Source organism: Acinetobacter sp. Leaf130, assembly GCF_001423205.1.
GTDB lineage: Bacteria > Pseudomonadota > Gammaproteobacteria > Pseudomonadales > Moraxellaceae > Acinetobacter > Acinetobacter calcoaceticus.
On sequence record NZ_LMOE01000005.1, the window covers coordinates 110,126 to 136,146 of the forward strand.

Genomic DNA, 26,021 nt, shown 5'->3' on the forward strand with positions numbered 1-26,021 from the left:
TGATAGAAATACTAATTTTCTTATTAAGTCTAGTATAAGTGTTAAAAAATTAGTATCAGAATTAATTTCTGGATGGAAAGTTGAGTCTTTTGATGATTAAGAGATTAGTGTTCATGGTTGTAGAGAAAAGTATAAACGTGCTTAAAGATTTAAAAAATAAAATTATAAAATTTTACCTTTTTAATATTAAGAAGCTAACTATATTGGCTCTTACATTTTTGGGATTTATTATTGCTTCGACTGTTTATGCAAAAGATACATTTAATGTTGAATTGAAATGTAAAGGGCATGATCAAGAGTATTGTGACATTGTAAAGAATGCTGATAATAAAACTAATTTTATTTTAAGAGACATGAGATACCCTGAGGTTGATCAAGTAAATGAAAATATTTTTCATGCTTATGGTAGTTGTGGCTCACCATGCCAATATCACTTTTTTATAAGTAAAACAAAGGAAGATCAGACAAAAGAGTTTATTGCTTTAGATAAAAATAATAATTGTCTAATTGAAAGTGACTCTAAACAGAATTTTATTTATGCTAGAAAATTGTTTAATAAAAATAAAAAAATGATCGTTGATTTGAAAAATAAAGAATTTAATAATGTTCCAATAGATGTTGCTATATATAACTCATTTCAAGAAAAATCATATTTTGATGATCAAGGATAATTACATTTAGTAGGCATTTTGGCAGATGTTGATAAAAATGGTGATAGCTTATACTTTAATAAAATAGTTAAGAAAGCTTGTGAATAATAAAATGAATGATTGCGGTGGTAAATATTTTTTAGTTAATTTGAGTGCAATCAAAAAAATATTATTGGATTTATAAAAGATAAGCTTGAATGTAAGATAGCGGTAGATTTTTTGAAAATTTTAGAATAAAGGTCTAAGTTAGTAATGAAACTATTAAAGATAGCAGTAGTGATATATCTTTTATTAAATAGCATAAATTTATATGCAGAAAGCGCTAAAGAATGTATGAAGTATTGGAGTAAACCTGCAGTACAAGTGAGTGTACTGCCAGATATTCAATGCCCTGATGTCTGGGATGATAGTTTTAGGACAGAAAATAAAAAATTAGTAAAACGAATAGGATTTAATCTAAAAGATAAAAATTGGATTTCTACTGGATCTTGTAGCCATGTCCAGTATAGAACTAAAGACTATTATATTTATTGGGCTGATATGAAAAATAATAAAACTGATCTTATTGTGATTTATAGTCCTAATAATTCATTTGCTTACTCAAGAGCATTAGATCAAACAAAAATTCAAGAAGGATTCAAAATAGAGGATTATGTCGACGTAAATTTGTCTTGCGGTAAAATAGGGGAAGATATAAATATTATATCTGTTTTAAATGGATATTTACTTAAGGAAACATCGATTAAGAATATTTCTAAATATAAACTTTATGACAGATTTAAATGATTGAAAACTAAAAAATCTAAAAAAGCCCAACATAAGTTGGGCTTTTTTTACGTCTCTACAATCCCTTCTAAATCTTCGAGGGTATAGTTCGGCATATCAATAATATGAGTTTGAATACCTTCTTGCACATAATCATTCGCATGAGGATATAACCAACGAGTGATCTGTTCGGCAACGCTCGAATGATACTGAATTTCAAAGTGGTTTAAGCCATAAAACACGGCTTTATGTGAATCAGGAACTTTGAGCTGAAAACGTGGATTAGGATGTTCACCCAGCGCGCTTTTCACACTCACCAAGTAATCACCAATCACAGTAAGCGCTTTATTGCGTACTTTTTCAAACTCGAGTGTTCCTGCCACTAAAAAAGTATTGATATGGGAAGGCAAAGGAGCAGGGGCACGATTATCATCCATCATACCAATTCGGGCATCCATATATTCCCAGTCATCATCACGAACGCTACCGTGGCGTAAGTCTAAAATACCGTTACTGCGAATATTAACCAATTGACCAAGTAAACCTACAAAAGGGAACGCGCCAAGTTTATCTTGTAGGGTAAAACCAAAGCGCTCCAAGACCGCACCATGATGTGGGGAACCAATACACACTAGGTTCTCGACCATATGAATCCATTGGTACATATTTTGTTTACCGTAGAACAATGCACTACGAGAAACCAGTCCACCCATACTGTGGCCAATCACATCAATGCTGGTAATTCTTGGATTATTTTTTACGAGATCTTCTAATAAGTTTGAGAAACTGCGTCCATTTGCTGAAATACGTCGACCTGTATTGTAATTTAAATACAGCATGGTGTTATGGTCACGCTGGGCTAATAGACGCTCTCCAATTCCACCGTAATGGGCGTTTGACCAAGTCAGATGATTCATACACAAACCGTGAACCATAATTACAATACGGCCCGCAAGCTCACCTTGCTGTATAGCTCCGTAGTGATCGTATAACACTATTGGTAGGGCGAGAGGACTATGTTGCTTGAGTAGGTAATCCCCAAAAACACCATTCAAAATTCCCACCAAAAAATGTAGGCTTGGGGTGAGTGGTTTTTCATGAAGTGTTGGATATTTTTCAATAATGCGACGCAAACCAGGTGCTAAAAAATAACGACCATATTTTTGTAAAGCGCCATAAGAAAATTGATATGCCTTTTGCACAAATGGTCGTTTTTGAAAGTTTTTAGCGTTTTGTGTACTAATACCAAAAGCATTTTTTAAGACTTCAATATTAATAACTTGTATTAATTCATGTACACCATTTAAGCTGGTGCTGAACAGTTGAGCTAAACCTTCTAGTACGTCTGCCTGACTAGGTGGCGTACGATCCCATTTACAATAAGTTTCATGTAGTGGTGTTAAGCTCGGCATATCTTTTCCCCATATACGTTATAACCGACGTTTTAAGCTGTACTTTTTATCAACGGCAGTAAACGTTTCCATCTTAGTAGTTTAAATAACACATTTTTTTAAAATACTGATGAATGGTTAGTTGAGTGGTTTTTCTTGTCTAACAATTGTGCTTTTCTATACAAACTGAGAACAAAATTGTGAAATTAGTCTCAATTTAGAGGGAAATATATGAATATTATCTACCTCCATGGTTTTAATAGTAGCTCTCTTTCGATTAAAGGATTGAGCTTAAGGCAGTATTGTAGCGAATTAGGGATTAATGTGCATTTGCCAAACCTCAATAGATCTCCAGATCAGGTGGTTGAGCAAGTTTCAGAGCTTATTGAAAGTTTGGATGATGTTGCACTTGTAGGTAGCAGTTTAGGTGGTTTTTTTGCGACATACTTTGTCGCGAAATATAATATTCCGGCTGTACTGATTAACCCTGCTATGCAACCATGGAAGTTGTTTGATGAGTTATTTCAGGTTGAAAGCATGCCCTATGTGGTGAATGATCAATGGTCGATTGATCATGTTCAGCTACGACAGTTGCAGCAACTGGAACTGAAACAGCCTGAAAATGCCGACAAAATACTCGTCTTGTTGCAACAAGGCGATGAAATTTTGGATTATCGTCAAGCACAACGCTATTATAGTGCTGCAACGCCATCCTCATTGATTTTGACGGATGCTCATGGCAATCATGCTATGGAAGATTTTGAAGAAAAATTACCGTTAGTGATCGAATTCTTTGCGCACACCATCAAATAAGGAAAACGTACAACGTGACACAATATACGGCTCAATCGCTTGAAGTCCTTTCCGGTTTAGACCCCGTTCGTCGTCGTCCAGGGATGTATACCGATACGACTCGACCTAACCATTTAGCTCAGGAAGTTATTGATAATGCTGTTGATGAAGCATTAGCGGGTCATGCCGACAAAATATGTGTCACAGTTTATAAAGATGGTTCATTGTCGGTTGAAGATAACGGCCGTGGTATGCCAGTCGATATTCACCCTGAATATGGCCAATCTGGTATCGAAATCATTCTGACCAAGTTACATGCTGGCGGTAAATTCAGTACCGAGAACTACCAGTTTTCTGGTGGTTTGCACGGCGTGGGAATTTCAGTTGTAAACGCTTTATCAACGCGTGTTGAGGTCGAAGTACAACGTCAGGGCAACCTCTACCAAATGGCATTTGAGCAAGGGGAGCCTGTTGCGCCTTTAGCCGTGCTAGAGGGTAAGGCACCAAAACGTGCGACAGGTACGACAGTACATTTTTGGCCTGAAACTAAATATTTTGATAGTCCGAAATTCGCTTTAAAAGCCCTTAAACATAATTTAAAAGCCAAAGCTGTTTTAGCCGCAGGCTTAAAAATTATCTATATCGATCAAATTAACGATGAAAAAATTGAATGGCAATTTGAAAATGGCCTTGTCGATTATTTGATGGATGAATTGCAAGACCGTGAAATCTTGCCAAATCCAGCTTTTGTGAGTAGTGGACAAGCCGATCGTGCGGCATGTGAATTTGCAATTTGTTGGAATGTAGAAGGCGGTGAGCAGGTTCAAGAAAGTTATGTAAACCTAATTCCAACTGCACAAGGCGGAACTCATGTGAACGGTTTACGCTCAGGTGTAACCGAAGCATTACGTGAGTTCTGTGAGCTACGTAACTTGTTGCCACGTAATCTCAAACTATCCGCAGAAGATGTTTGGGATGGTGTGAACTATATTTTATCACTCAAGTTCCAAGAACCACAGTTTTCAGGTCAAACCAAAGAGCGCCTTTCTAGTCGAGAGGCATCTAATATTGTTTTAAATATTGCCAAAGATGCTTTTTCACTTTGGCTAAACCAACATGCTGAAATTGCCATGCAATTGGCAGAAATGGCGATTTCTAAAGCGGGTCGTCGTTTAAAAGCCGCGAAAAAGGTTGAGCGTAAAAAGATTGTTTCTGGTCCTGCTTTACCGGGTAAATTGGCTGACTGTGTGGGGCAAACTCGCGAAGACAGTGAACTCTTTATTGTCGAGGGTGACTCGGCAGGTGGTAGTGCCAAGCAAGCACGCGATAAAAACTTTCAGGCCATCATGCCAATTCGTGGAAAAATCTTAAATACTTGGGAAGTTTCTTCAGATGAAGTTTTGGCTTCTCAAGAGGTTCACGATATTGCGATCGCAATTGGGGTAGACCCAGGTAGCGATGATTTATCCGAACTTCGTTATGGCAAAGTTTGTATTTTGGCCGATGCGGACTCCGATGGTTTACATATTGCCACTTTGTTATGTGCGCTATTCGTTAAACACTTTCCGACACTGGTGGAAGAAGGCCATTTGTATGTGGCGATGCCACCATTGTTCCGTATCGACATTGGTAAAGATGTCTTCTACGCCTTAGATGATGATGAACTCGAAGTCATCTTGAAAAATGTGAAAGGCAATCGTAATCCGCAAATTACCCGATTCAAAGGATTGGGTGAGATGAACGCGATTCAGCTACGTGAAACGACTATGGATCCAAATACTCGTCGTTTAGTGCAGCTCGACCTTGATGATGCTCATTTTACGGCAGGTTTACTCGATAAATTACTTGCCAAAAAACGTTCAGCGGACCGCAAGCAGTGGCTTGAGCAGAAAGGTAACTTAGCCGATATCACCGTTTAAAAGAGAATTAAAAAATCCCCGCTTAATAGGCGGGGTTTTTATGTAAACCTAGATTATTGGAAATCACCACAACGATTGCTGCCATTAAACTAAAATAGACAGATCTGTCTATTTTAGACAGTAATTTTTATAGCGTGGGGAAATTGAAAAACATCACAATTCGCTCCGCTTCCAATTCGATCCACTACTGCAAAATCACTCGGTGCTTCAAAGGTAAGCAAAGGATGATGCCATGTACCTGCCCGATAATTGATGCTTTGCTTTCCATTTGAAACAAATGCACATAATTTTGAAATATCGGGAGTATTCTCATCCAAAGCAGGTGCCACAATAATTAAGAACTTTTGCTGTTGTAAGGGAATAAATGCCTGAGAGCCTTTCGGATGACGCTCTAGCATCGAAATTTCCAGAGGTAAAACGCTGGTCTTAATATTACGGAAAATACTGATTCCTGCTTTTGCTTCACCTTCAATTTCTGTTTCAACGAGCGCGTGGTAGCGCTCGGTGTGTGCATCATTAATATGAAAAAAGTCATGCCCGTCACAACAAATGACTTCTCCGAATGGCTGAAAGCTCTCAATGGTTAAGGGCTGAATTTGGACATTATTCATGATCATGACTGGGCAATTTTCCCCCATAAACGTACACGGCTAATGCCGCCATCTGGAATCATGTTGATACGAATATGCGAGATTTTTTCATGCTGTAAAATCTCATTCACATATTCATGAATATGGTCCATTTGCATAGGTTGAGCTTCAAGCAAGTAAGACCAAAACATACTCTGTGGAATCAGTTGTGCATCGGTTGCATTTTCAAGATAAACCGCCTGAATGGATACTTGGGCAGGGAAATTACCTTTAAAGTGAGCTGTATCAATTTCAAGCTTATCAATTTTCCCACCTTTACCCAGAGCAAGAATACACCAGTCATAACCCGGCGCTCGGCGGCGTTTGGTTTCCCATCCATCACCCATGTTGACGCCACGCCCGGGATTAATCAAATTGCGCGGATGTCCAAAATGGGCATCGCTATAGGCAACTACGCGGCCACCATTTTCGAGGGCTAATAAATCGAGTGTTTGCTCGCTATCAGTCACCTGAATATGAACATCACCATAGACACGTAAACGAGCAATACCACCATCTGGGAAAATATTGAGGCGTATATGAGTGAAAAGTGCATCATTATTGACCATAAAAATATGATGCTGACTTGGGCCGAGTTCAGTATTTTCTAAAACACTCTCCCATTTTGCTCCTGTAAGGTCACCATTTGGTGCATAACAAGCTTCTAATGATGTAGATGCAGGATAATTTCCTGTAAAAAAGCTGGTATCAATATCAAGTGCAGTGATTTTTCCACTTACACCTAACTTCACGATACACCAATCATAGCCTGCGTGACGTTTACGGCGCGTTTCCCATCCGTCCATCCATTTGCCGTTGTCATCGAATTTATCTTCAACAAAAACAGGTGCTTCAAATTGCAGCATACGCTTTGCTTCTGCAAAGAAATCATCTGAACACTCAATGACTTGTGCACCAATTCGGGCATCTGCCAAATCGGTTTTCGTATTCAAAATTTCAGGAAGTTCAAAAGCTGGAGCGTGCAGTGTTGCCATAATGGAGTATCCGTATTTCTTGTTAAAAACATGATTTTTCATTTAAAACTGCCCTAACACTGAGCATGTTAAGACGAGTTTTATACTTAAATATATAAGCATGGTGCATGCCAGTTTTGTGGAAAAGCTAAATAAATTTTGAACGATGGCATGTTTTTAGCATAAGCACCCTATAGGTGAATATCTATAGGAGAGTGTTATGAATGTGGTGATTATTGGTGCGGGAATGGGAGGTCTAACCACTGGCATTGCATTAAAGAAATTTGGTCATCAAGTTCGTATTTATGAGCAAACAGAGAAGATTCTTCCTGTGGGTGCTGCCATTTCGCTGTGGTCGAATGGTGTGAAATGTCTAAACTATCTGGGATTAACCGAGAAAATCGCCCAACTTGGCGGACAAATGGACGACTTGGCCTACGTGGATGGTTTAACTGGAGACGTGATGACACAATTCAGTTTATCGCCATTAATTGAAGAAGTAGGGCAAAGACCTTATCCAGTTGCACGTGCAGATTTACAAAACATGCTGATGGATGAGTTTGGCCGAGATCAAATTTATTTAGGCAAAAAAATGGTCAGCCTCGAAGACAACGCTGATTATGTTGAGGTTCATTTTGCTGATGGTAGCTCAACGCAGGCCGATTTAGTGATTGGGGCAGATGGCACTCACTCTCTTACACGGGCCTATGTGTTGGGCCAGCAAGTACAGCGCCGTTATGCGGGTTATGTGAACTGGAATGGTCTGGTTGAAATATCTGAAGATTTAGCTCCAGCACAGCAATGGACAACTTATGTGGGCGAAGGTAAGCGTGCTTCTCTGATGCCGGTTGCAGATGGGAAATTCTATTTCTTTTTAGATGTGCCTTTACCAGCAGGTTTAGAAAATAATCGAGATGAATATAAAAAACTTTTAAGACAATATTTTGCTGATTGGTGTTTACCAGTACAGCAGCTCATTGAACGTTTAGACCCGCAAAAGACCAATCGGGTAGAAATACATGATATTGAGCCGTTCACTCAGTTCTATAAAGGTCGCGTGGTGATTTTAGGTGATGCTGCGCACAGCACCACACCTGATATTGGGCAAGGTGGCTGCCAAGCCATGGAAGATGCGATTTATTTAGCGCGTTCTTTGCAAATTAATACTTTAGGTGTCGAAGACGCTTTACGTCGTTATCAAAACAAACGTAATGAACGTGCCAATGAATTGGTACTTCGTGCGCGTAAACGTTGTGATGTGACCCATATGAAAGATGAAAGCGTTACTCACGCTTGGTATGCAGAATTACGCCGTGAACAAGGTGGGCATATTATGCAGGGGATTATTAGCAATATTGTGGGTAATCCACTCGATTAAAACAAAAACAGCAAGGACTTCTCCTTGCTGTTTCAAGCTTCTAAATCATAATTTTAGAAGTGGTATTTAACCAGTGCACTAACGTTATTTTCGTCGGCACCTTTAATACCAAATTTATTATTCCACACTGAATGCTCGATACCTAGGTATAGACGTGTATCAGGAGAAATGTGTTTACCCACATTCCATTTCCACTGAGTTGTCCAGTTCAACTCGCTGGCATGGTCGCCTTCAGCAGTTGACCAGTCAAGGAAACCATCTACCAAGAAATCTTCAGATGCGAGTTTAAATGGAATACCATAAACGAACGTCATTTGATAATCGTCGTCAGTGTTCTCATTATTTGCACGGTAGAAGTTTAAATTCGCATATTGGAAATATGGGATATTTAAGTCGACAGCAAAACCATAAAGGAAGTTATCGAAGTTTTGGCCGCTTTGAGTATTACTTTCCCAAGTGGTACTGATCAACACATCTTTTACTGGGCCGTATGCAAGTTTTTTACCTGATATTTCACCTAAGCTTAAACGTGGTGATAATTCAAAATATGTACTTTTATGATCGTCTTCGCCACGCATGTGGTCCATGAAGAAAAACACATCAGCATATTTAACTTTCGCTGCATACTCCAAAGTAATAGTCGTTTCTTTGTCATCTACAACTTCATAGTTTTCACCATAAAGTCCAGTCACGCTAAAATCTTGCCAGATTGGTTTTGCCTGAACCATGGCAGTTGCAGATAACAAGGCACAAGTCGCCGCAAGTTGCTTTAATTGCATTTAAATGATCTCCCCCCAAATAAAGCACGCTAAGGATACAGTGTCTTAAGCAAAAATGAAGCCAAATTTGATCAACGGTTAAAAAAAGGCCCACCGAAGTGGGGCGCTAAAAACTAAATCTTTAATGTGTATTTCTGGTATTTATTGTTTGGCTTAAATGAGGGGTACGCGAGCTGCGAAATGTAGGAAAATGATTAAATAATAAATTCAATAAGATAGCAAAGATACAGGTTGAACTAATGCCCGAATGGAACAAAGTTTGTACCCAAATTGGGAAATGAGCATAAAATTCATGGTTAATAATTGGAATCATACCTGCCGATAAAGCGGTCGCGACAATAATTAAATTTTTCTGATCGTTATAATCTATTTTTGCCAAAGTGCGAATTCCACTTGCTGCAACCGATCCAAATAAGACCAAACCTGCACCACCAAGTACGGGCATTGGAATCGCTGCAATCAAACGACCCATAATAGGGAGTAGACCCAAAATAATCAGAATGACACCGCCTGCTGCTACTACGAAGCGGCTTTTTATGCCTGTAATCGCAACGAGTCCAACATTTTGGGCAAAAGCACTTTGCATAAACGAACCAAAGATAGGCGCAAAAGCACTTGAAAACATATCCGCACGTACACCATTGGCGATACGTTTAGCATCTACTTCAGTTCCTACAATGTCTCCGACAGCAATAATATCGGCTGTGGTTTCCGTCATAATGACTAAAGTCACAATCAACATCGACAAGATTGCGTTTAACTCGAAAGTAGGTAAGCCAAATGCAAATAAGTGTGGAAATTGCAGCCATGCGCCTGGGCTCACCTGACTAAAATCACCAAAACCCATGAAGTAGGCGAGGGCAGTACCAGCAACAATAGCCAATAAAATCGATAAGCGACGAATACTGGCTTGCGGCAACATATTTAAAACAATCACAATGCCTAAGGTCAGTAAGGCCAAAGAGATATTTTCTACGCTACCCCAGTCGGGTGCTTTATTGTTACCACCCATCATCCAGCGAACTGCGACGGGTAACAGAGATAAACCAATAATTGTGATGACGCATCCCGTTACAACAGGCGGGAAAAAACGAATAATTTTAGAAAAATAAGGCGCAAGGCATAGACCAATCAGAGATGCGGCAATGACCGCACCGTATACAGCAGGTAAGCCACCGCCCGTGGTGATAATTGCGACCATGGTTGCAACACCTGCAAAAGACACGCCCTGAACTAAAGGTAATTTTGCACCTAGATATTTGGTTCCGATTGTTTGTATGAGTGTTGCCAATCCACCGACAAATAGAGCAGCAGCGATTAACATTCCGACTTGTGCTGAGCTTAATCCAGCCGCTGTTCCAATAATAAGGGGCGGTGCAACAATGCCACCATACATGGTAAGCACGTGCTGTAACCCGTAAGCAAAACTTTTGGATATTCCTAAATATTCATGCTCTGGAGAAATCGCATTCTTTTGCCGATGATTCATATTTTTCTCCTCGTTATATTTGAGTTAACTACCGCGATAAGTGGAGTAAGCAAACGGGCTAATCAGTAAGGGAATGTGGTAATGCTGATTAATGTCTTCTATAAAAAATTGAATGCAAACACGCGGGAAAAAAGTTTTGACTTTTAGTGATGAAAAATAAGAGGCGATTTCGAACTCAAGCTGATAAGCACCCTCTGCAAACTCTTTTATTCCAAAATCACTCACACGCCCATCTTGGTTCGTGGTTGCGGTCGCAATCAGCTCATGGGTTTCTGCATGAAACAACTTCACTTCTACGTGTGCAGCTGGTTTGCCTAAATTCGTATCTAAAATATGAGTGCTGATCATGCTTGTATTTCCTGAGATAGACGTAATAGAGCAATCGCAGCGAGTTGCTCATGTACAATTATTTTTTCTATAGCCAAGTCATGTTGTAAACGTTCATATAGCTTTTTTAAAATCTCATCGCTACTGAGTCCTGCTGCTTTAATTAAAAAAATAAAGCCAAACTTTTGTTCATAATCGAGATTGCCTTGTAGCAGAGCTTGCTGCGTTTTCTCATCTAGAGAAATGCCGGCTTGTTCTTGATTCGAAAAATGTTGCTCTTTTGCATTGAGTTGCTTTTTTGCCTGCCGTTCACCAATTTTTGGGTGAGTTGCTAATGCTGCTTGAATCTCTTGCCATGACCACATGTGACTTAAATTTTCTGCATATTCCAAAAGAGATGCTTTTGTTGAATAGGGGCGTTCTGAGATGATTTTTTCGGCCCATGTTGGAATGTGGACACAGTTTTTTAACAAAGTCTTGAGTTGTTCGGGTGGGGCTTGATTAAACTCGGCTAAAAACACTGTTATTCCTAAACTCATTGTCGTGATATAGAGTTTTAGCAATAACAGTGCCAATAGCTGTTAATCAACAGTTTAAGAATTTAAAAATTTAAAAATCAATTATTCAGTTATGTGATTTTTATACCAATGTTCAGCAATATCCTGTCGACGACATACCCAGACACGATCGTGCATTTGAATGTAGTCGAGAAATTTTTGTAAGGCTTTAAAACGACCCGGATGCCCTAAAATACGGCAATGCATTCCAATCGACATCATTTTTGGTGCAGTTTCACCTTCTGCGTACAGCACATCAAAACTATCTTTTAAATATTGAAAAAACTGTTCTGAATTATTAAATCCACCTGGTGAACAGAACTTCATATCGTTACATTCTAAAGTATAAGGAATAATTAAATGGGGTCGGGATGCACCCACAGCATCGGTAAGTGTGGTCCAAAAAGGTAGGTCATCACCATAATAATCAGAGTCATATTGTATTTGTGGGAACTCTGCAAGTAACTGACGAGTATTGGGGCTGTCACGTCCGGTGTACCAACCTATCACTTTATTTTCAAACAAGTTTTCTAAAACAGATAGGGCCTGTTCCATGTGCTGTTTTTCTACTTCAACATCGGTATCTTGATAGTGAAGCCAGCGGTAGCCATGAGACACTACATCATAATCAGCTTGCTTAATGGCTTCTACAATATAAGGGTTGCGGGCAAGCGCCATTGCAACTCCAAAAATGGTCATTGGAAGCTTGCGCTTTTGGAATTCACTATGAATGCGCCAAAATCCAGCACGTGAACCATATTCGTACATAGAGTCCATCGACATGTGTTTAGCTGGGTAGCTTGCAGCGCCAATAATCTCTGATAAAAACTGTTCCGAACCCTCATCGCCGTGTTCAATATGTTTTTCGCCACCTTCTTCATAATTAAGCACAAATTGCACAGCAACCTTGGCATTATTAGGCCATTTAACCTGTGGAGGCTGTCCGTGATAACCGATTAAATCACGTGAATAAGGAGACTTTTGAATTTGCTCAATGAGCTCGGCGCCAGATAGATAAGATTCGGTCACGATTGCTCTCCTTTTGTTCAATTTTTCATAAATATTTAAAAAATCAGCTTGCATATTTTTATAGATGGACTGATATTGAAGATATGAAGATCTTCAAAATAAATTAAAAGCAGTACGTTTAAGTCAGGAGATAACAAACCATTACACCATCAAAATGTACAATTGAAGTCAGTTCATGCATGCTTAAAACATGCCAACATAAAAAAGTTTTGCATAGAAAAGATCCACAGTAAGAAAGAGAGGATGGTATTTATGAATATAGAAATCCGCACAGATAAAAACATCCATAATAGCGAACGTTTAATTACTTATGTACGTGCAGAACTTACTCAAGAATTCCAACGTCATAGCGAACGTATTACGCATTTCTCGGTTCATTTTAGTGATGAAAATGGGGACAAAAGTGGTGACAAAGATATCCACTGTATGATTGAAGCACGTCCTTCAGGTTTGAAACCAGTTGCAGTGCACCATAAAGCAGGAAATATTGATGCTTCAATTCATGGTGCAATTGAAAAATTAAAACGTAGCCTCGAACATACTTTTGAGAAAAAAGAACACCCGAGAGGTGGGCAACCAGAATTCATTGATGATGAAGTTTAATTGAAAACGGTAAAAAGCCCTTCGGGGCTTTTTTTATATCTGATGAAAATAAAACTATTCACAACATTAGGTTTGCAATGCAATGCAATCAACCTCTAAAATCTGGAGAAGAGATTAGGCATAATAGCCCTAATATATTTTTGAGAGATGGTCATGTTAACCACCCAGCAGCAAGCTTTAATTAAAGCCATAGAAGAATTAGAACTCGCGCAAGTGCAAAAATTACTTGCTGAAGGACTTGATCCGAACTTTATTGATCCGGAACAGGGGCCACCTGTATCAATTATCTGTGACGGAATTTTTAAATGGTGGGAAAATGTATCGGAAGCTTATGAAGCAGGTACACCATTATCAAAAGAAGAAAAGCAACAAGCGTTACAGGTTTACCTTGAGATTCTCGAAGCTTTGATTCAGGCTAAAGCCAATGTACATCTCTGGGATGCAGAAGAGTTTTACGGTCCGTTATGGGATGCTGCAAGCTCGGCATGTGCTCCAGCTGTTCAACGTTTACTCGATGAAAAAGTTGATCCAAACTCACGTGATGAAGAAGGACTCACTATTTTATCTTCAATCAGTCAGTTGTTCTTTGATTGTGAATTTGATGAAATAGATTGGTCAGAATCGCTTGAAGAAGAGCGTGAAACATTAGAATTATTGCGCCGTCATGGGGCTAAAATGACAAAAGAATTAACTGCTTGATTGGATATTAAAATGAAAATAGTACAAATTTTAACTTTTGCTCTCACCACTGTTGCTGCAGGAAGTACTTTTGCCGCAGAGTTCTCGTTTGACCGCCCAGGGGCAGGAATGGGGACGGGTATTACCCCTGTAGGGAATTTGGCTTGGGAGCAAGGTTTACCTAGCGCAACTTATACAGAGTCGACTGTTGATGGTGTTAAAGAAAAGACTGTAACTGTAAATGAGGATATGTTGTTCCGTACAGGTTTGGGTCGTGACTTAGAATTACAGTTAGGATGGCAGGGTCCAGCATGGACTCAAACCAAACGTGCGGGTAAAAAAACTGACAATTCAGGTTTTGGTGACGTAAGCATCGGTTTAAAAAAAGCGATTGATTTAAAAGATGACAGATTGTCTATGGCAGTGTTGGCTGAGGCGATCATTGCAACCGGAAATGATGAATTTACGGCACATGACGACATTTATAGCCTTACCTCTGCGGTAGCTTACCAATATAGTGATTTAGTAGGTACTTCAATTACCATGCGCTATGAAGTGCAAAATAGTGATTGGGCAGTGACAGCAGTACCAACCATTGACTATAAAATCGCAGGTAAACTCTCAGGTTATTCAGAGTTCATTTACCGTAAAGCTGAAAGCCAAGACTATGAATATGGTCTAGGTACAGGTCTAGTTTATGCGGTAAATAATCGTACCCAGCTTGATGCAAGCATAGGCGTCGATTTAAATGGTCAAGACAAGAGCTACAACGGTGGCTTAGGCGTGTCATTCTTGTTCTAATCGAAGCAATTTAAATTTATGTTAATGAAAAAGCTTATTCATCAGGGAATTCTTTATTTTCTAGCTGTTGCTGTATGTGTGTTTAGCCAGTTGGTTTCTGCACAAGATAAGCTACTGTCACCCGAACAAGCTTTTTCATTTTCGGTTGAATCTTCTGAACCGCATACTGCAAGTTTATCTTGGCAGATTCAGCCAAATTACTATCTATATCAGCATAAATTTACCGTACAACAAGGTACTCAACCTTTAGCTTTAAAGTTACCTAAAGCTGTTGCTCAATATGATGAAAATTATGGACAAAGTCAGGTTTACTACAATCAAGTTAATTTTCAAATTAAGACAAAGCCCTCAGAACACTACAGTGTGACTTGGCAGGGCTGCGCCAAAGACCGTATTTGTTACCCGCCGCAAACCATTGAGTTTCAAACCGATGCAGATGGCTTAGTTGGTGTGCAGAACCAAGCAGGAACAGCGCCAAAACGATTACTAGATTTAGCAAATATGCAACCAGATGCCTCGTCAGATTCAGAATCTTTAAAAAAAGAGCAGAGTACACAAACGGCTGTTGATACAACTACACCACAAATTGCACAAGATCAGATTTGGTCAGCTAAACTGATCGAACACTCTCTTTGGTATGGGATTTTATTATTTTTAGGTTTAGGCATGCTGCTCGCATTTACGCCATGCTCTTTACCAATGCTTCCTATTTTAACTTCGTTGATTATTCGAGAGCATAAAGGCTTAAAAGCTTGGGTGATTGCACTTACCTTTGTGTGTAGTATGGCATTGGTTTATGCAGGTTTAGGTTTAATTGCTTCTTCAGCAGGCTTAAATTTCCAACGCTGGCTACAACAGCCTGCTACTTTAATTGCTTTTAGTTTGCTGTTTATTGTATTTGCGCTGAATCTATTTGGCTTGTTTGAGCTTCGTTTGCCGCAAACATGGTTAAACCGACTTGATCGCATTCAGTCCATGCAACAAGGTGGAACTTTAGTAGGTGCTGGCGTCATGGGGGTAGTTTCTGCGCTCTTGGTGGGTCCTTGTATGACTGCACCTCTGGCTGGAACTTTATTATTTATTTCTCAAACACAAAATCAATGGCAAGGGGCTTTGCTTTTATTCTGCCTAGGTTTTGGAATGGGAATTCCCTTATTGCTCGCGAGCATATTAGGTGCAAAATTTTTACCTAAAGCTGGCGACTGGATGCATCAGATTAAAGTGATTTTTGCTTTCCTGATGTTGGGTTTAAGCCTTTACTTTATTCGTCCTTTATTGCCTGATTGGGGTATGCAAGTACTTAGTCTAGTATTAGGACTCGCTTTTATAGCTTATGCTGTTTATCAGTTTTTCTGGAAAAAAGGGCAGCTACAATGGCTCTATGCGATTTTATTGCTAATCGTTACACCCTTTGTAGCCTATAACCAGTATCAACATATTCATAATCGAAATTTGCAAAGTTCCGAGCATATGGCCGAGTGGCATATTGCAACTACAGCAGCAGATTTTCAGAAAATTTTAGCGGCTGCTCCAGCTGATCGGGCTATTGTAGTTGATGTTTATGCAGACTGGTGTGTTGCCTGCCAACCGATTGAACACCGTATTTTAAAAGCACCCGAGGTTCAATCTGCTCTTGCGCCATATTATTTAATTAAGCTTGATTTGAGCCATTATGATCAGTCACATGAGGCTCTACTAAAACAATGGAACATTTTAGGACCACCTACCTATTTATTCTTAAGCCCAGAGCAAAAAGAAATTCGTGCATTGCGTTTAACGGGTGCCTTTAGCCAGCAAGAACTTTTACAGCAACTCGCAAGTTTGGCAAAACTAAAAGAATCATAGCGTATTAACAGCCTCAGTCTGATGAAATGTACGTACCTGATTACGTCCTGAGGCTTTTACGGCATAAAGCGCTTGGTCTGCCTGCCGAATAACAAGATAAGGGTCTTGTGCAAATGCTGAACAACTTATTCCAAAACTCGCGCTAAGATGAATGGGATTATTTTGAGTGCTAAAAACTAGCAGTTCTTCTAAAGCATGGCGGCAGCGCTCAGCAATTTTTTCTGCTTGAATAATATCGGTATGGGGGAGCAATAAAATAAACTCCTCGCCACCAAATCGACCAATAATATCTTCACTACGCACGTTGTTTGATAGGCATTGGGCAATTTCAATTAAAACCTGATCGCCTTGATGATGCCCGTAAATATCATTAATTTTTTTAAAGTGATCAATATCCAGAAGTACAACCGCATAATCAAATTGCTGTTGGTGTAGTGACTCTAAATGCGTATTTAAACTACGTCTATTTAATACGTTGGTTAATGGGTCGAGTTGGCTTAGGCGTTGAATATAAGTTTCGCGCTGACGCCATTGGGTGAGTAATATTTCAAATAAAATAAAACAAGCCAATAAAATGGGCATAATAAAAAATGCCATGCTTCCTAACCAAAAGGGGTTAGTTTGAGCACGTTGCATAGCAATAAGATTAAATAACGGCGCATAAGGCAAAGTACCTTTCATACTCAAATAAGTACATACGGTTAAAATAACGGTCGCAGGCACGAGGGCGCTATAAACAATTTTTCTATCAAATAACACCAAACCCACACCAATGGTGCCGACATAACCCACCATGGTTGCAGGGCTAATACTGCCAATTAAATATCCATCGTGACATAGCATGAGTGCAAAGAATTGCACGCTAATAAACGGAATAATTTTTTGTGCCCACTCATGATTTTTGTAGCGATAGCAGGGAATAATCAATGAAGCTAATAAGAATAAGGTAAATAGATTTAACCAGATTTGCGATTCAACTAAAGGTAAATGTGCCCATTGCCAGACACTTGGTGTAATTAAAATATAGCCTTTCCATAAAATCCAACTGAAATTCATTGCACAGGCAAGTGTGAGCATGAGGGCGCTTTTTTGTAATGGCGTCCAGTTAATGATGTGATTATTGTGGATGAAATCGATTATCACCTGTTTTGTTCTATGTATTGGATGAGTGATTAAACGACTTTTCATAATAAGTAAGGGCTCCTAAATATAGATGCCTCTTTGTTGGACCATCCTAAAATTGAATTATCTAAATAATTTATTTTTTAAACATAACATGATTTTCAATTTATACATGATGACTTTTTATAAAGAAAATAATGTGAAAAGTTTTATTCACTGTTCACATCATTCATAGATAAATTAAGTTTTATCGAGTTCATGGGCAAATTCAGCAATATCTGCCAATGCTTGTTTTGCCTCATCAAACCATGCATTAAACATCTGGAAGTTATGCCACATACCTGTATAAAGTTTGAATTGAACTTTAACACCTGCATCTTCGGCTTTTTCTCTAAAACGCTTGGCATCGTCTAATAATATTTCTTTAGAACCTACTTGAACCAAAGTCGGCGGTAGGCCATGCAAGTCATCGAAAATAGGCGAAACACTTGGGTCATCGGCTGCAATCTGATTGCCAATATAATGCTGGATCCCTGTTTGCAGGGCTTCAAGCGAAAGCAGGGCATCATGTTTCTGGTTAAATCTTAATGATTCGCTTGTCAGCGTTAAATCTAAAAAAGGCGACAATAAAATCAGGCCACTCGGCATGAGCTCAGGTTGTTCTTTTAAGCGTAAACAAAGTGCTAATGCTAAATTGGCTCCGCACGAATCACCCGATAAAATAATATCTTTTGGCTGAACACCTTGTACGACTAAAGATTGATAGATGTCATATAGAGCTTCGGTTGCCTCAGGGTAAGGATGTTCTGGTGCAAGCGGATAATCCACATGAATAACTTGCATTTGGGTGCGAGCAGCCAAATCTGTCATAAAAGCATGGTGTGTTTTGATACTGCCAAGAAAAAAAGCACCGCCGTGAATATGAAAAATCAGTTGAGTAGCATGATCTTGCGGTTTGATTTCTTCACCTTTAATGCCTGCCAGCCGAATTGGGCGAACAGAGACATTTTTTTGTCGTGGAAAAGCACGACACATTTGGTCTAAAACAGGACGTAAGGCAGTAGGCGGTAAATTTAGCTGACTTGGCTTGCGAATTGTTGTTTTAAGAAAAGTTTCTGTAAAGTAATATTTCCAAACATTTGATATATTCATAGAGCATCCATTTTTATGCTAGTTTCTTGTTTTCTTGTAAATTTTATTTTGCAAGATTACAAGGTTACACGAAACAGTCACATTCAAAAATTGCAATATCTTTGCGACTTCTGAATACTAAAATCTTGAAAGACCCAAGGATATTACAAAAATGAAAAAGATTGCTTTAGCTTTAGGACTCATTGGTATGGCTGCATTTGCCAATGCGGCTGATACACTCAATGGAACGGTATGGAAAACAATTGATGATCAGACCAATAAGCCAAAAGCCGTAGTTAAATTTACGGAACAGAAGGATGGAACCTTAACTGCAACCATTCAAAACATTTTGACACCGGGCGAAGAAAACGCTTGTACAAAATGTGAAGGTCCGTACAAAAACAAACCACTTAAAGGTGTCACCATTGTACATAATTTAAAAAATGTAGGTGGCAACAGTTATGAAAACGGTACGATTTTAGATCCTAAATCTGGCAAAACTTACAAATTGAAAGGTGAGTTAACAGATGGTGGTAAGAAGCTTAAATTGCGTGGCTATATCGGTGTTTCTGCACTTGGTCGTAACCAAACATGGATTCGCGCTAACTAAAAGTTTTAATAAAAAAACGAGCCAAATGGCTCGTTTTTTTATGCTTGGATATTTTGATAGGTTGTTTCATCAAAACCGACGATAAAACCTTGGGAGGTTTGTAAAACTGGTCTTTTAATTAAACTTGGTTGAGCAACAAGTGCTTCAATAAGGTTGTCTTCACTGCTTAACGCACGCGTTTGTTCTTCTTCTGATAGCTTGCGCCAAGTGGTTCCTTTTTTGTTTAGAACCGTGTCTTGCCCAATTTCTTTTAACCAAATTTTTAGAGTATCTGCATCGATCCCTTGTTTTTTATAATCATGAAAATCATAGTTAAGCCCTTTAGCTTGTAAGGCATCAAATGCTTTTTTCATTGAATTACAGTTTTTGATTCCATAAATTTTTAACATTTTATCGGACCATGTCAAAAAGAGAGAGCACACAGCCTAACCCAAAAAGCATTTGAGCACTACTTTATACAGATACTTTTAAAACAAATGAAAATTAATGATTAATCGAAAGAGAAATGTCATGTTATTGTCATAAGACAAAGCGATAATGAGCTTAATAAGAAAAAGTTAAAACTAAAAGAACTTAGCGCAAAAAATAAGAGATTGAAAAGAGAAAACCCGCATTTAATCATCCTGATCATGCGGGTCTCATTTCAACGTCCAATGTCACATCCTTGCAAATAAACTTATCATAAGTTTATTTTATCTTCCTACGGCGTCCTATCCTTTTGCGTCATCCTGACTGCTTCCCTGTGCCGTGGGGCTATAATGCCGTTAAAGCTGTGTAAGAAAAATACTCAAAAACGACATATGCTGTAAGCGAAAACGACAAGGTAAGTGAACAACTGTTCACTTATTCTTGAATTTTATAGTCGATAATAACGGGTGCATGGTCACTAAACCATTGATCTTTAAAGACCCATGCATTGGTTGTGCGTGCTTTCCAGTCTGGTGAGCAGGCTTGATAGTCAATACGCCATCCTACATTTTTTGCACGAGCTTGACCGCGATTTGACCACCATGAATAAAGTTCTGCTTCTGTGCGAACTACACGGAAGGTATCAACATAACCAAGCTCATCGTAAATATGGTCAAGCCAAGCACGTTCATGCGGTAAACAGCCAGATGATTTTTGATTACCTGACCAGTTTTTAATATCAATGCGTTTATGAACAATGTTGTAGTCACCACAAATGATGACTGACTTATTTTCATCACGCCATTGCTTCAATATTTTCGCGTATTCACTTAAAAATAAATCTTTACGTGCTTGCGCTTCTTCACCACTTGAGCCCGAAGGTAAGTATAATGACGCAATATGTACCGGATGTGACAAACCTAAATCGAATTCAGCAGAAATAAAGCGACCTTGACTGTCAGCCAACTCAAACCCTAAACCATCTTTAACAGAGACAAAGGGTAAGCGGCTATATATGGCAGTTCCTGCGTAACCTGCACGCTCTGCTGGAAAGAGATGGGTATGCCATCCTTCGGGTCTAAATTTTTCAGTCCATTGTTCATGGGTAATGCGGCTTTCCTGCATGCATACGACATCGGCATCTGATTGTTCTAACCATTCAAGTAAGCCTTTCGTCACCGAAGAACGCAAGCCATTTACGTTAATGGAAACGACTCGAAGAATTTTTACATCACTTGGATACTGATCCTTTGGTATCATGCGAAAATTTAACCTCAATTGTGAATTTGGAGCACCTCATGACAACGCCTGTGTCATTTAACCCGCAAGCATTTATCGAACTCGCATTATCACGCGGTGTGCTTAAATTTGGTGAGTTTACTTTAAAATCTGGACGCGTGAGTCCTTATTTTTTTAATGCAGGCCTACTCAACGATGGTGAAGCTTTATCTCTTTTAGCACAAGGCTATGCCGATAAATTAACACAATGCCAAAATGTTGATGTTATTTTTGGACCAGCTTACAAAGGCATTCCGTTTGTAGCAGCGACTGCTGTTGCCTTGTCGCAAGTACATAACAAAAGTGTGCCATGGGGCTTTAACCGTAAAGAAGCGAAAGATCATGGTGAAGGCGGTGTTTTAGTTGGTGCTGCGGTTGAAGGTAAAAAAGTCTGGATTATTGATGACGTGATTACCGCAGGTACAGCGATTCGTGAAGTTGTAACGATTTTGAAAAACGCTGGCGCAACTATTGCGGGTGTTTTAGTTGCGCTAGATCGTCAAGAACGTGGTCAAGGTGAACTTTCTGCAATTCAAGAAGTTCAAAAAGAATTAGAAATTCCTGTTCACGCACTCATTACCATGAAAGATTTAATGGATTATTTAGAAGGCAAAGGCGAGAAAGAAGCGCTAGCAAATATGCAAGCGTATCGTGAAAAATACGGTATTTAAGGATTAGGTATAAAAAAAGGAAGCTTCTGCTTCCTTTTTTTATAATTTAATTAAATTATTGAGTTGATCTAATGGTATTGGTTAAATGATAGTCGTGGGGCGTGAAAAATCATAAAAAACCGTTCCAGAGTGCGGAAACCTAGAGTGATTTAGGTTAAGATATTGATACAAATAGGAATATTTTAAGTATTTAGCATAAGCTGCATTTTGTTAATTGTAGAGAAACTTAACTTTATAGAGCCCTAATATTCTTTATTATTTTATCCAATAAGTTGCTTAAATCACGTTCCATACGACTAGCAAATAATTCACATAAAAAAAGTGCATTACTTTTTTCAATAAATTGAATAGAACATTCTTCTTTAGTAGACAAAATAGAAATATGGGAATTCTTAATTTCTTTTAATATCATTCTTTTGCAATCTATAGCAGCTTTACATGAAGCTTTCGAAATTGACTGATGAATGATTAAAAAATCTATATCATTAAATGTTTCAGCTCCTTTAAAAAAGGAGCCAAATCCATATATCTTTAATATTTCTGTATGCTCATGATCTTTCATCTGGAGGTATATAATTCCAAAAATTAGTAAGGTTAATAGCACCAAAGAACTCTGATATATTAAATATACCTACCCTATGTTCTTTACAATGTTGTTTTACTTCAGGGGTATACTTACACCAATTAGAATTAATAATAATTGCATCAAGAGTTTCGAAAAACTCTATAGCTTCTTCATATTCAGCTACACCGAAAGAGTAACATTCACATATAAAAACTCTTAAAGTTCGATTTTCTTGCACGATATTAAATAAACCATTAGGAGCATCAATTACTTCTACAGTTACTACTTGATCATGGTTTCTGATTTTGCTTAAAAAACTATTATAATTTTTGTAATAGCTCATCCAAGGAAAATCTTCATTTGCTGCTGGCATAGTTATCCTAAAATTAACTGTTGAAAAGTTTCTGGGAAAGGTAATACAGATTCGTAAGTATCATCACTAAGAACCCAACTTTCATAACTTTCTACATGAGTCATGAAATTACTGATAATTAGTTGATGCTCATTAGCAAAAAGGCTTCTATTAACTTTGAGCAATTGAAATATAGCCCTGTTATTAGGAACAATTTTCTCTAACCGAATTTGTAACCATAAATTGTATAAACTAATGCTATGTGGATGACGCTTAGCTCTTTCAGAGATAGGACCATAATTACTCCAATAAGTATGGTTATCTGTCAAATAAGTACTAATCTTTTGCTTTAAATCCTCTAAACTGCTTATTGGATCTACTTTCAATTTATCTTTAATATGTTGTACATGGTTCTCTTTCATTTCCATGAGAACATCAACTGTGTAAATAATTAAATTTTCAGGTTTATCTATAATGGTATGATGTGTTGGGCACAATAAAATTAAATTATTATGACTATGTCTTTCTAAATCTGTTTGACTTGAATCATATCGACAAGAGTCTGGTTTATCCCCTTTAATATGCGCCATTTCACCTAATGTATATCCAGAACCTTGTTGAGGAATAGCTGTAATTTCAATATCACAGTCCGGAAATGCACAACGATTTCCAGATGTACCCCATAATATTTTTAAACTTTTCTCAGTAATCTTAGCCATAAGATTTTCTCAAAATTAACCGCATAATTGTAAATCAAAATCAAAATCAAAATCAAAATCAAAATCAAAATAAGAATATGATTTAAAATTAAAAGATAGCATTAAGTTAGTAAAATATAGTTTTTTAAAAAATCCTTTAATTTACTATTTTTTGTGATCTATTCGAAATCTTTTATATCACACTTCTTATACTCCAAGCTCATACCTAACTTGTTTTGTTGATCTTATTCAGTCATCACCAAAGGCGAAAAAGAAGCGCTAGCAAATATGCAAGCTTATCGCGAAAAATACGGTATCTAAAGAGAAAAAGGCATACCTCAATAAGAGTATGCCTTTTATATATTTCTATTTAAAACTGATAATTCAAACGCAATAACACATTACGTGGTGTGCCTGGCATGCTGTCTGAGCGCCAGTATTCTTTATTGGTTAGGTTATTTACTGCAAGTGTGACATTCCAAGGGTCTGCACTATAGCCAATTGCTGCATCGACACGATTGAAGCCTTCCATTTTTACCTGATTATTAATATTTGGATAATAAGACCCGACATAGGTCACGCCCACCTCGGTATACCACTGTTCAGTTGGTAAATAACGAACAAATAAATTACCAGTGTTCTTAGATGTATTTGCTAAATAGTTACCTTCTTGTTCAGGCTTTTGTTTGTCTTCTTTTACTTTTGCATCTGTGTAGCCATAACCACCTCGAACAAAGACATTATCAAGTACGCGGCCAATAAAGCTAAATTCGAGACCACGAGATTGATGTTGACCAGCAGTTGCCCATACCTCTGGTTGTTCATTAGGCTTTGGTTTATAGCGAATATTATTCTTACGAATATCAAAGACAGAAAATTGAGTATTTAAACGACTATCTAACCATTCGCTTTTTACCCCAACTTCATATTGCTCGTTATATTGAGGCTCTTTATCCATTTTTGTGACATCGGTGATTCCAGTAACTTGGTTAACACCCATTTGTCCACCAAACGGTGCAAAGCTCTTAGAGTAAGATGTATAAAAGCTATGTTCAGGAAGCGGTTGCCATACCAAGCCAACATTCGGGCTAAAGCTGCCATTTTTTACATTACGGTGTTCATTAGTTAATGTGTTGGTGGTTGAAAAGTCGAAGTAATCGTAGCGGACACCCATCATCAGTTTAAGTTGGTCATTTAGACCAATTAAATCCTGAATAAATACGCCATAAGTTGTGCCTTCATTATAGTTGTGCTGTCTAATTTCTAATGGGCCATTGCCACGACTATATTCACGTTCGCCCGTGAATGGATTAACGTAACCATAAATGGCTGACCCATTTTGAGTTTTATTGGCTAGACGTGGCTCTCGCTGTTCATAAGTCCAGTCTGTACCCATCATGATTTGATGTTCAAGCGAACCTGTTTTGAACTTGCCCTTAATATCAAATGTATTGGTGGTGGTCTTATTGCTGGTTTGTTGCCAGTAGTAAATTTGGTCGATGTAACCTTTTTTAGTACAAGACTCATTCTTTGAGTTTTTTCCATCTAACCCACAATAAGTTCCAAAGTAAAAATGGTCAAAGTTCTGTTCTGCTTGTCTGTAACTCGCTGCCCAGTGAAAGTTCCAATCAGGCGCATATTGGTAATTTACGTCAGTACGCACAACTTGCAAAATATCATCAACATAATCGCCGTCTTGCGCAAATCCTGTTTTGATAGAGGTTCCCGTAGGCAGAATGTCATGTGATGGTCCGCGGTCGGGTACACGGCCTAATTTGTCATACGTATATTGTGTGGTCCAAGTAAGCGTTCCATCGTCATTTTTATAAGTAAAACTTGGTGAAAACATCTCAATTTTATTTTCAATACCAGAGCGGAAGCTCCCTGACTCACCATATTCTCCCGTAAGGCGTACTGCTAAATTGTCATTAATGACTTGGTTGATGTCGGCAGTGGTTCCATAGTTATCGTATGAACCTGCGTACGCACCAACTGAACTTTTAGAATCGAAATTGGCGAATTTACTCACCATATTCACAACCCCGCCACCAGCACTACGGCCATATAAAACAGAAGCGGGGCCTTTTAAAATTTCAATACGCTCAATATTGGCAGTACTACGGCGTACTTGCCCACTTTCACGTATGCCATCACGGTAAATATCTCCTGTATCAGCACCAAAACCACGAATGGTAATGCCATCACCACGCATATCGTAATTGGTAGATACCCCTGGGGTACCTTGCAGCATAACGCTTAAATCATTTGAGCCATAGACTTTATATTTCTGAACATCAATGGTATCAACGGTTTGAGGGATATCTTTTTTATCTAAGCCATTACGTGTGACATTGGCTTTGTCATAGTCGATATAGCTTTTAATTGGGTCTAACTCACTCATAGCCTCAATTTTTATGGTGGGCATGGTCGCTGCAGCTTTCGAGGATGAGTTACTAGAGTCTTCAGCGTATACAGCTTGGATATTCAAGATCATTAAACTGAGTAAGCTGAGCGGGAAAAGACGCTTAATTTGGGGAGATGATATAGAAATTCTTAACATAAAGATAAAATCAGTTAACA

At 38.4% G+C, this 26,021-nt stretch carries 27 protein-coding genes; 11 read left to right on the plus strand and 16 right to left on the minus strand.

What is annotated here, in order from left to right:
• The first annotated feature begins 113 nt into the window (after nt 1-113).
• Nucleotides 114-671, plus strand: a complete 558-nt coding sequence (locus tag ASF86_RS11075) for a hypothetical protein (protein ID WP_227508795.1) — start codon at nt 114-116, stop codon at nt 669-671.
• A 231-nt stretch (nt 672-902) separates the two neighbouring features.
• The gene (locus ASF86_RS11080; RefSeq protein ID WP_056482088.1) at nt 903-1,436 is read left to right on the plus strand and encodes a hypothetical protein; all 534 of its coding nucleotides are present in this window, start codon (nt 903-905) and stop codon (nt 1,434-1,436) included.
• A gap of 47 nt (nt 1,437-1,483) precedes the next feature.
• Here ASF86_RS11080 and ASF86_RS11085 read toward each other — a convergent pair whose 3' ends face one another.
• Nucleotides 1,484-2,827 carry an alpha/beta hydrolase gene (locus ASF86_RS11085; RefSeq protein WP_005037971.1) on the minus strand — a complete coding sequence of 448 codons (1,344 nt, stop codon included), beginning with the start codon at nt 2,825-2,827 and terminating at the stop codon, nt 1,484-1,486.
• Between the two features lie 210 nt (nt 2,828-3,037).
• Between ASF86_RS11085 and ASF86_RS11090 the strand changes: the two genes are divergently transcribed.
• Both ASF86_RS11090 and parE read left to right on the plus strand, forming a co-directional pair.
• Nucleotides 3,038-3,619 carry a YqiA/YcfP family alpha/beta fold hydrolase gene (locus tag ASF86_RS11090; protein WP_003654140.1) on the plus strand — a complete coding sequence of 194 codons (582 nt, stop codon included), beginning with the start codon at nt 3,038-3,040 and terminating at the stop codon, nt 3,617-3,619.
• 14 nt (nt 3,620-3,633) lie between these two features.
• Entirely contained in the window at nt 3,634-5,517 is a 1,884-nt protein-coding gene (gene parE / locus ASF86_RS11095; protein ID WP_056482091.1) for a DNA topoisomerase IV subunit B, read from the plus strand.
• A gap of 113 nt (nt 5,518-5,630) precedes the next feature.
• On the opposite strand, the gene ASF86_RS11100 is transcribed toward parE, so the two are convergent.
• Both ASF86_RS11100 and alc read right to left on the minus strand, forming a co-directional pair.
• Complete coding sequence (locus ASF86_RS11100) at nt 5,631-6,134, minus strand: ureidoglycolate lyase (protein ID WP_017391061.1); 504 nt, start codon at nt 6,132-6,134, stop codon at nt 5,631-5,633.
• The gene (alc, locus tag ASF86_RS11105) at nt 6,131-7,141 is read right to left on the minus strand and encodes an allantoicase (protein ID WP_056482094.1); all 1,011 of its coding nucleotides are present in this window, start codon (nt 7,139-7,141) and stop codon (nt 6,131-6,133) included. The genes ASF86_RS11100 and alc overlap by 4 nt, the downstream gene beginning before the upstream one ends.
• Before the next feature lie 199 nt (nt 7,142-7,340).
• On the opposite strand from alc, the gene hpxO reads away from it, so the two are divergent.
• Nucleotides 7,341-8,498, plus strand: coding sequence for an FAD-dependent urate hydroxylase HpxO (gene hpxO, locus ASF86_RS11110; protein ID WP_056482097.1), 1,158 nt, complete (start codon nt 7,341-7,343; stop codon nt 8,496-8,498).
• 53 nt (nt 8,499-8,551) lie between these two features.
• On the opposite strand, the gene ASF86_RS11115 is transcribed toward hpxO, so the two are convergent.
• From ASF86_RS11115 to puuE, 5 genes are all read right to left on the minus strand, one after another.
• Nucleotides 8,552-9,277 carry an outer membrane protein OmpK gene (locus ASF86_RS11115; RefSeq protein ID WP_056482100.1) on the minus strand — a complete coding sequence of 242 codons (726 nt, stop codon included), beginning with the start codon at nt 9,275-9,277 and terminating at the stop codon, nt 8,552-8,554.
• A gap of 121 nt (nt 9,278-9,398) precedes the next feature.
• Nucleotides 9,399-10,766, minus strand: coding sequence for a nucleobase:cation symporter-2 family protein (locus ASF86_RS11120; protein WP_056482103.1), 1,368 nt, complete (start codon nt 10,764-10,766; stop codon nt 9,399-9,401).
• A gap of 24 nt (nt 10,767-10,790) precedes the next feature.
• Nucleotides 10,791-11,114 carry a hydroxyisourate hydrolase gene (gene uraH / locus ASF86_RS11125; RefSeq protein WP_005037985.1) on the minus strand — a complete coding sequence of 108 codons (324 nt, stop codon included), beginning with the start codon at nt 11,112-11,114 and terminating at the stop codon, nt 10,791-10,793.
• A complete protein-coding gene (gene uraD, locus ASF86_RS11130) occupies nt 11,111-11,614 on the minus strand; it encodes a 2-oxo-4-hydroxy-4-carboxy-5-ureidoimidazoline decarboxylase (protein ID WP_056482106.1) in 504 nt (167 codons plus the stop codon). Before uraD ends, uraH begins: the two co-directional genes overlap by 4 nt.
• 99 nt (nt 11,615-11,713) lie before the next feature.
• A complete protein-coding gene (gene puuE / locus ASF86_RS11135; RefSeq protein WP_056482109.1) occupies nt 11,714-12,679 on the minus strand; it encodes an allantoinase PuuE in 966 nt (321 codons plus the stop codon).
• Between the two features lie 252 nt (nt 12,680-12,931).
• On the opposite strand from puuE, the gene ASF86_RS11140 reads away from it, so the two are divergent.
• The 4 genes from ASF86_RS11140 (at nt 12,932) to dsbD (ending at nt 16,606) form a co-directional block, all read left to right on the plus strand.
• Nucleotides 12,932-13,282, plus strand: coding sequence for an HPF/RaiA family ribosome-associated protein (locus tag ASF86_RS11140; protein WP_004640014.1), 351 nt, complete (start codon nt 12,932-12,934; stop codon nt 13,280-13,282).
• A gap of 153 nt (nt 13,283-13,435) precedes the next feature.
• The gene (locus tag ASF86_RS11145; RefSeq protein WP_056482112.1) at nt 13,436-13,981 is read left to right on the plus strand and encodes an ankyrin repeat domain-containing protein; all 546 of its coding nucleotides are present in this window, start codon (nt 13,436-13,438) and stop codon (nt 13,979-13,981) included.
• 12 nt (nt 13,982-13,993) lie between these two features.
• Nucleotides 13,994-14,761: a transporter gene (locus tag ASF86_RS11150; RefSeq protein WP_056482115.1), complete on the plus strand. Its 768-nt coding sequence runs from the start codon at nt 13,994-13,996 to the stop codon at nt 14,759-14,761.
• An 18-nt stretch (nt 14,762-14,779) separates the two neighbouring features.
• A complete protein-coding gene (dsbD, locus tag ASF86_RS11155) occupies nt 14,780-16,606 on the plus strand; it encodes a protein-disulfide reductase DsbD (RefSeq protein WP_056482118.1) in 1,827 nt (608 codons plus the stop codon).
• Here dsbD and ASF86_RS11160 read toward each other — a convergent pair.
• Together ASF86_RS11160 and ASF86_RS11165 are read right to left on the minus strand one after the other, a co-directional pair.
• Nucleotides 16,601-17,794 carry a GGDEF domain-containing protein gene (locus tag ASF86_RS11160; RefSeq protein ID WP_056482121.1) on the minus strand — a complete coding sequence of 398 codons (1,194 nt, stop codon included), beginning with the start codon at nt 17,792-17,794 and terminating at the stop codon, nt 16,601-16,603. The genes dsbD and ASF86_RS11160 overlap by 6 nt on opposite strands.
• 174 nt (nt 17,795-17,968) lie before the next feature.
• Nucleotides 17,969-18,880, minus strand: a complete 912-nt coding sequence (locus ASF86_RS11165) for an alpha/beta hydrolase (RefSeq protein WP_056482124.1) — start codon at nt 18,878-18,880, stop codon at nt 17,969-17,971.
• Nucleotides 18,881-19,031: 151 nt separating this feature from the next.
• On the opposite strand from ASF86_RS11165, the gene ASF86_RS11170 reads away from it, so the two are divergent.
• Nucleotides 19,032-19,469: a DUF2147 domain-containing protein gene (locus tag ASF86_RS11170; RefSeq protein WP_003654111.1), complete on the plus strand. Its 438-nt coding sequence runs from the start codon at nt 19,032-19,034 to the stop codon at nt 19,467-19,469.
• A 38-nt stretch (nt 19,470-19,507) separates the two neighbouring features.
• On the opposite strand, the gene ASF86_RS11175 is transcribed toward ASF86_RS11170, so the two are convergent.
• Together ASF86_RS11175 and ASF86_RS11180 are read right to left on the minus strand one after the other, a co-directional pair.
• Nucleotides 19,508-19,858 carry an arsenate reductase gene (locus ASF86_RS11175; protein ID WP_056482127.1) on the minus strand — a complete coding sequence of 117 codons (351 nt, stop codon included), beginning with the start codon at nt 19,856-19,858 and terminating at the stop codon, nt 19,508-19,510.
• A 454-nt stretch (nt 19,859-20,312) separates the two neighbouring features.
• Nucleotides 20,313-21,137, minus strand: coding sequence for an exodeoxyribonuclease III (locus ASF86_RS11180; protein WP_056482130.1), 825 nt, complete (start codon nt 21,135-21,137; stop codon nt 20,313-20,315).
• 38 nt (nt 21,138-21,175) lie between these two features.
• On the opposite strand from ASF86_RS11180, the gene pyrE reads away from it, so the two are divergent.
• Nucleotides 21,176-21,826 (plus strand): orotate phosphoribosyltransferase, encoded by a 651-nt coding sequence (pyrE, locus tag ASF86_RS11185; RefSeq protein WP_056482133.1) that lies wholly within the window; start codon nt 21,176-21,178, stop codon nt 21,824-21,826.
• 232 nt (nt 21,827-22,058) lie between these two features.
• On the opposite strand, the gene ASF86_RS11190 is transcribed toward pyrE, so the two are convergent.
• The 4 genes from ASF86_RS11190 to ASF86_RS11205 all read right to left on the minus strand — a co-directional run bounded on the left by ASF86_RS11190 (nt 22,059) and on the right by ASF86_RS11205 (nt 26,001).
• Nucleotides 22,059-22,388 (minus strand): hypothetical protein, encoded by a 330-nt coding sequence (locus ASF86_RS11190; RefSeq protein WP_056482136.1) that lies wholly within the window; start codon nt 22,386-22,388, stop codon nt 22,059-22,061.
• A complete protein-coding gene (locus ASF86_RS11195) occupies nt 22,375-22,764 on the minus strand; it encodes a hypothetical protein (RefSeq protein ID WP_056482139.1) in 390 nt (129 codons plus the stop codon). Before ASF86_RS11195 ends, ASF86_RS11190 begins: the two co-directional genes overlap by 14 nt.
• 2 nt (nt 22,765-22,766) lie before the next feature.
• Nucleotides 22,767-23,462: an HNH endonuclease gene (locus tag ASF86_RS11200; RefSeq protein WP_201784117.1), complete on the minus strand. Its 696-nt coding sequence runs from the start codon at nt 23,460-23,462 to the stop codon at nt 22,767-22,769.
• 349 nt (nt 23,463-23,811) lie between these two features.
• Nucleotides 23,812-26,001, minus strand: a complete 2,190-nt coding sequence (locus tag ASF86_RS11205; RefSeq protein WP_056482142.1) for a TonB-dependent receptor — start codon at nt 25,999-26,001, stop codon at nt 23,812-23,814.
• Nucleotides 26,002-26,021 lie beyond the last annotated feature (20 nt).